The 6414-nt window shown below is 67.3% G+C and carries 3 protein-coding genes; 1 reads left to right on the top strand and 2 read right to left on the bottom strand.

The window, feature by feature from the left end:
* The first annotated feature begins 309 nt into the window (after positions 1 to 309).
* The gene (locus ACN0T5_RS21400; RefSeq protein WP_417770628.1) at positions 310 to 2745 is read left to right on the top strand and encodes a methyl-accepting chemotaxis protein; all 2436 of its coding nucleotides are present in this window, start codon (positions 310 to 312) and stop codon (positions 2743 to 2745) included.
* Between the two features lie 122 nt (positions 2746 to 2867).
* On the opposite strand, the gene ACN0T5_RS21395 is transcribed toward ACN0T5_RS21400, so the two are convergent.
* On the bottom strand, positions 2868 to 3668 hold the full coding sequence (locus tag ACN0T5_RS21395; RefSeq protein ID WP_417770627.1) for an FAD binding domain-containing protein: 801 nt from the start codon (positions 3666 to 3668) through the stop codon (positions 2868 to 2870).
* Positions 3669 to 4069: 401 nt separating this feature from the next.
* Positions 4070 to 6414 (bottom strand): xanthine dehydrogenase family protein molybdopterin-binding subunit (locus ACN0T5_RS21390; RefSeq protein ID WP_417770626.1); only part of this gene is annotated, 2345 nt, incomplete at its 5' end.

The raw sequence follows: 6414 nt of genomic DNA, 5'->3' as shown, positions 1-6414 counted from the left end.
GCCTCGACGGTGGAGAGCACGTCGGCTGCGGCCGGCAACGTGCTCGACGCCTCCGGCGCCATGAGCCGCAACACCGACGCCCTGCGCGAGGAGATCGACCGCTTCCTCAACCGCGTTGCCGCCGCCTGAGGCACCCCTTGACGAGAGCAGCATTCACGCAGGCGGGGCGGCATTCATTGCCGCGCCGTTCCCTTGCCAAGCTGCTGGAATCGCAAAAGTTGTCGGTACGGGGAAAATTGATCGCACTTTACCTAAGATTCACGGAAAGCCGCCTAATGTCGCTCAGCTAATACGTGTGGAGGATAATTGATGTCCCGGATTCTTGGCCTGGTTGGCAATCTCGGGTTTGCCGCGAAGATCGGCGGCGGCTTTGCCGTCGTGTTGTTGCTTGCTGCCGTTGTCGGCGGCGTCGGCACAATGGCGATCGGCGGCCTGACCAATCAAATGGAAACGTCGAAGATTGCCACAGGGGTCATGGCGCGGCTGCAGGATGTATCCGCGCTGCGGGAGACCTTCCTGCAAAGCCGCAACGCGGCCGATGCCGAGGCAACACGGGACGCCGTCTCCGATCTGGAAAGCGAACTCCAGGCGCTGAAGGCATCCGTCGCCAGCGACGAGGCCGCCTCCAGGGCAGTGTCCGCGGCAGTGGCCTCCGTCTCCGTCATGCGTGAGGACTTCGCCAAGGTCGGCGAGGAGATTGCCCGCCAGCAGCAGCTTTCCAACGACCTTGCAGGCGCCATCGGCAAGCTTGGCGATCTGGCCAGCCAGATCAACAGCGACATGCAGATCGTGCGCCGCGACGCCAAGCGCGAAAGCCTGCGCGCCGCCGCCACCCGCCGCAAGGCCGACGACATCATCCGCTTCGTCGTCTCGCTTCAGGAAGAAGCCCTGAGGGCACAATTCCTCTTCCTGCGCTCGACCACCTCGACGGCCGCCAACCTGTTGGACGAGGCTGTGCTGGAGGCGAACAAGCTCGCGGACAATGCCCGGGCCCTCACCAATGCCCGTGTGGACGGCGTCGACCAGAAAAGCGTCGAGGCCCTGGCGGCCCGGTCGGGCGAACTGCAGGGCTATTTCACCCGGCTGCAGGAAACGTCCTCCTTCGCCGAGGTGCACAAGCTGCGCCGTGAGATCAATGTTGCTCTCGAGGAGATCGTCGGAGCCTCCAAGGCGGTGCAGACCTCCGCCTATTCGGCCATCGACCTGGTGCAGAAGGAAGTCCAGGCCCGTGACATCGACCTGATCAAGGTCGACCTGGTTTCAACCAATGCGGGCGACCTGTCGAAGCAGGCACTGGTGGTCAAGGCGACGACGCTGGAATTCCTGACAGGCCTCGGCACTGTCACTCCGGACAATGTCGCGCGCGGGATCGCGGAACTGAGCCGCGTCGCCGGCACGCTCGCCGCCTCCGCCAACCAGTTTCCGAAGGTTGCCGAGACGGTCAAACTCGCCCAGCAGGAGATCGAGTCCTATCGTGGCGCCTTCGACAACATGACCGCCAGCATCGAGGCGGTGCGCCTGTCCTCGTCCGAACTCAGCAATGTCGCTTCGGAAATGCGGAGCAAGATCACCTCGCTGGCCAGCGAGCAGGCCGACAAGGCCGCGAGTTCGGGTGCTGCCAGCTTCTGGACCATCGCCGTCACCCTGGTGACCGTCGTCGGTCTCGGCATTGCCGTCGCCTTCGTGCTGTCGCTCGCCATCACCCGCCCGACGCGCCGCCTGACGGATGTCATGGGCCGGCTGGCGGAGGGTGACACCGATGTCGAGATCGCCGGCACGGAGCGTGGCGACGAGATCGGCGCGATGAGCCGCACGGTCGAGGTGTTCCGCGACAATGCCCGCGAGCGCGCCCGCATGCGGGAAGAGCAGGAGCGCGAGCAGAAGGCGGCTGCGGTCCGCCAGGCACGCGTCGACGAACTGATCGGAGCCTTCCGCGCCCAGGTGCAGGAGCTGCTGTCCTCGGTCGGCGACACCGCTGCCGGGATGGAGGCCACCGCCCGCGACCTGACCCGGATCGCCAGCGAGAGCGCCGGCAAGGCAGAGGAGACGACCCATGCAAGCGGCGCTGCCACGAGCAATGTGGAAAGCGTCGCAACGGCTGCGGAGGAACTCGCCGCGTCAATCAGCGAGATCGCCCGCCAGGTCGGCCAGACCACCGAAGTGGTCAACCAGGCCTCGCATGGCACCCGCCAGACGAACGAGAAGGTTGCCGGGCTTGCCGCCGCAGCGAACAAGATCGGCGAAGTCGTGACCCTGATCCAGGCGATCGCCGAGCAGACCAACCTCCTCGCGCTCAACGCGACGATCGAGGCCGCCCGCGCCGGCGAGGCCGGCAAGGGCTTCGCGGTCGTTGCCGCGGAAGTCAAGGAACTGGCCAACCAGACGTCCAAGGCAACCGAGGAGATCGGCGCGCAGATCGCCGCCATCCAGGGTTCGACCAAGGAAGCCGTCGAGGCGATCGGGGCCATCACCCAGACCATGCAGGAAGTCGACAGCTACACCTCGGCGATCGCCGCGGCGGTCGAGCAGCAGGGCGCCGCGACCAACGAGATCTCGCGCAATGTCCAGCATGCAGCCGAGGGCACGACGGCGGTGACGGCCAATATGGGGCAGCTCTCCAGCGCGGTCGCCGAAACCAACGCCTCGGCCGACATGGTTCTGGTTGCCTCCGGCGACGTCGGCGACAAGACCCGCGAGCTGCGCACGCAGATCGACCGCTTCCTGGCGGACGTGGCTGCCGCCTGAACGGTCGCGCTCGCAGGACGAAAGATGCAAAACGGCCCGGGGTTGGTTTTCCCCGGGCCGTTTTGGTTTTGCGGGCCTGTTCTGGGGTGTTTGTTTGTGCGGTGTTTGCTTGTGTGTGGGGTTCAGGGGGCGAGTTTTGCGATGGCGCGCTTTGCCATGACGGCGATGAGGTTGGCGCGGTATTCGGCCGATCCGTGGATATCGGCGATGAGGGTGTCCGGGTCGGTGGTGACGCCGGCTGCGGCCTGCGGCGTGAGGCTTTCGGCGAGCGCGGCCTCCAGTCCCTCATGGCGGAAGACGCCATTGGCGCCGGCGCCGGTGACGGCAGCGCGGATGCCGGCATCGGTCCTGGCGATGAACACCCCGGCCATGGCGTAGCGCGAGGCGGGGTTGGGGTATTTGGCATAGGCACACGAGGCGCATGCGGGGAAGGCGACCGCGGTGACGATCTCGCCCTCCTCCAGCGCCGTCTCGAACAGGCCGGTGAAGAAGTCGGCGGCGGCGATCTCGCGCCGGTCGGTGACGATGGTCGCGCCGAGCGCCAGGGCGGCGGCCGGATAGTCGGCGGCCGGGTCGTTGTTGGCCAGCGAGCCGCCGATCGTGCCGCGATGGCGCACATGCGGATCGCCGATATGGCCGGCGAGGTCGGCAAGACCCGGCGCCAGGCGGCGCACAAGGTCGGAGGCCGCGACCTCGGCATGGGTTGTCGCCGCGCCGATGCGCAAGGCCCCGCCGGTCTCGGCAATGCCCTTCATCTGCGCCACATGGGCGACGTCGATCAGATCCGAGGGCGCGGCAAGGCGCTGCTTCATCGTCGGCAGCAAGGTCTGCCCGCCCGACAGGATCTTCGCCTCATCGCTGCCTGCAAGCTTCAAAGCCGCGTCCGCCACGCTCGTTGCCCGGTGATAGGTCGTCTCGTACATGTCCCTCTCCCTCGTTGCGCTGCCGGCTTGCGCCCGGCGCCCGTAATGCAGGGCCGTCGCCGGCCCGATCTTCTCTTCCCGCCCGCGCGGCCTGACCGGCGTCGTCTGACCGGCGACGCCTCGCCAAGGCGGCCGGCCAATGCGGCCTGATCCGTGCCGCCTGACCCGCGTCGTCTGATCCCGGCGGCACGCCGCCGGTCCCTCTTCTGGCCTGGCGCGGAACACCGCGCTGCTTGTCCCTTGGCGCAGCGCGGAACACCGCGCTGCTTTTGTCTGGCCCGTTCTTTATAACCCGACGCGGAACACCGCGTCGGGGGGGCGGAACACCGCGCTGCTTGTCCCTTGGCGCAACGCGGAACACCGCGCTGCTTGTGCCGGTCCGGCGGTCTTCCGCAGGTGGCCTATTCGGCGGCCTGTGCCGGCTGCGCGCCCTTCAGCGCCCGCCACACCGCCTGCGGCGTTGCCGGCATCTCCAGCGCATTGGTGCCGATCGCATCGGTGATCGCGTTGATCACCGCCGGCGGCGAGCCGATCGCACCCGCCTCCCCGCAGCCCTTCATCCCCAGCGGATTGCCCGGACATTCCGTCACCGTCGTCATCAGCCGGTAGGACGGCACGTCGTCGGCACGCGGCATCGTGTAGTCCATGTACGAGCCCGACAGAAGCTGCCCGTCCCCGTCATAGGCGGCGTTCTCCATCAAGGCCTGGCCGATCCCTTGCGTCAGACCGCCATGCACCTGACCTTCGACGATCATCGGGTTGATGATCGTGCCGAAGTCGTCCGCCGCAACGAAGTCGACGATCTCAACACGGCCCGTCTCCGGATCCACTTCCACCTCGCACGCATAGGTGCCGGCCGGGAAGGTGAAGTTGGTCGGGTCGTAGAACGCCCCCTCCTTCAGACCCGGCTCCATGCCCTCGGGCATGTTGTGCGCCGTGTAGGCCGCAAGCGCCACCTGGAAGAAGGGAAGCTCCTTGTCCGTCCCCGCCACCTTGAACGTGCCGCCCTCAACCGTGATGTCCCCTTCCGAGGCCTCCATCAGATGGGCCGCAAGCTTCTTCGCCTTCGCCTCGACCTTGTCCAGCGCCTTGACGATCGCCGACATGCCGACCGCCCCCGAGCGCGAGCCGTAGGTGCCCATCCCGAACTGCACCTTGTCCGTGTCCCCGTGCACGATCGAGACCGTGTCGAGACCCACCCCGAAGCGCTCCGCAACAAGCTGGGCAAACGTCGTCTCGTGCCCCTGGCCATGGCTGTGCGAGCCCGTCAGAACCTCGATCGTGCCGACCGGATTGACCCGCACCTCCGCCGATTCCCACAAGCCCACGCCCGCCCCAAGCGAGCCGACCGCCTGGCTCGGCGCGATGCCGCAGGCCTCGATGTAGCAGGAGAGCCCCAGTCCGCGCAGCTTGCCCCGCCGCGCCGCTTCCGCCTTGCGGCCTGCAAAGCCCGCATGGTCGATCGCGGAAAGCGCCGCATCCAGCGAAGCGTCATAATCGCCCGCGTCGTAGCACATGATCACCGGCGTCTGGTGCGGGAAGGAGCGGATGAAGTTCTTGCGCCGGAACGCGGCAGGCTCCATCCCCACCTCGCGCGCCGCCGTCTCCATCATCCGCTCGACAAGATAGGTCGCCTCAGGACGCCCCGCCCCGCGATAGGCATCGACCGGCACCGTGTTGGTGTAGACCGTCTTCACATTGGCGTGGATCGCCGGGATGTCGTACTGGCCCGACAGCAGCGTTGCGTAGAGATAGGTCGGCACCGACGAGGAGAACAGCGACATGTAGGCGCCGAGATTGGCCACCGTCTTCACCCGAAGCCCGGTGATCCGGTTGTCCGCGTCCAGCGCCATCTCCGCTTCCGAATAGTGGTCGCGGCCATGCGCGTCGGTCAGGAACGCCTCCGCCCGGTCGCAGGTCCACTTCACCGGAACCCCGGTCTTCTTCGACGCCCACAGGCAGACCATCTCTTCCGGGTAGATGTAGATCTTCGAGCCGAAGCCCCCGCCCACATCCGGCGCGATCACCCTGAGCTTGTGCTCCGGCGCGATGTTGTAGAAGGCCGACAGGACAAGCCGCGCCACATGCGGGTTCTGCGAGGTCGTCCACAGCGTGTAGTGCTCCTCCGCCTCGTCGTAGTCGGCAAGGGCCGCGCGCGGCTCCATCGGATTGGGCACCAGCCGGTTGTTGCGGATCTCCATCCGCGTCACATGCGCGGCCGAGGCAAAAGCCGCGTCGGTCGCGGCCTCGTCGCCGATCTCCCAGTCGTAGATCAGGTTGCCCGGCGCTTCCTCGTGCAGCTGCGGCGCGCCCTCCTTCAGCGCATCCAGCGCATCGACCACCGCCGCGAGCGGCTCGTAGTCGACCTCCACCGCATCGGCCGCATCGCGCGCCTGCGCCTTCGTCCCGGCGATCACCACCGCCACCGCCTGGCCGACATGGCGCACATGCTCGCTCTCCAGCGCCCGCCACGCCCCCATCTTCATCGGGCTGCCGTCCTTCGAGTGGATCATCCAGCCGCAGATCAGGTTGCCGACACCGTCCGCCACAAGCTCCTGCCCGCTCAGGACCGCAATCACGCCGGGCATGGCGCGCGCCGCCGCCGCGTCGATCCCCCTCACCTTCGCATGGGCATGGGGCGAGCGCACGAACACCGCATGCGCCATCCCCGCAACGCTCATGTCGTCCGTGTAGCGCCCCTTGCCGGTGATGAAGCGCTTGTCCTCGCGCCGGCGAACCCGCGCGC

The organism is Stappia sp., from assembly GCF_048261845.1.
Lineage (GTDB): Bacteria > Pseudomonadota > Alphaproteobacteria > Rhizobiales > Stappiaceae > Stappia.
This window is presented reverse-complemented; position numbering and strand designations above follow the sequence as displayed.

What these genes read in the sequence shown, in the direction of transcription:
- ACN0T5_RS21400 (WP_417770628.1), top strand. Translation starts at nt 310, where the DNA reads ATGTCCCGGATTCTTGGCCTGGTTGGCAATCTCGGGTTTGCCGCGAAG.
- ACN0T5_RS21395 (WP_417770627.1), bottom strand. Translation starts at nt 3,668, where the DNA reads ATGTACGAGACGACCTATCACCGGGCAACGAGCGTGGCGGACGCGGCT.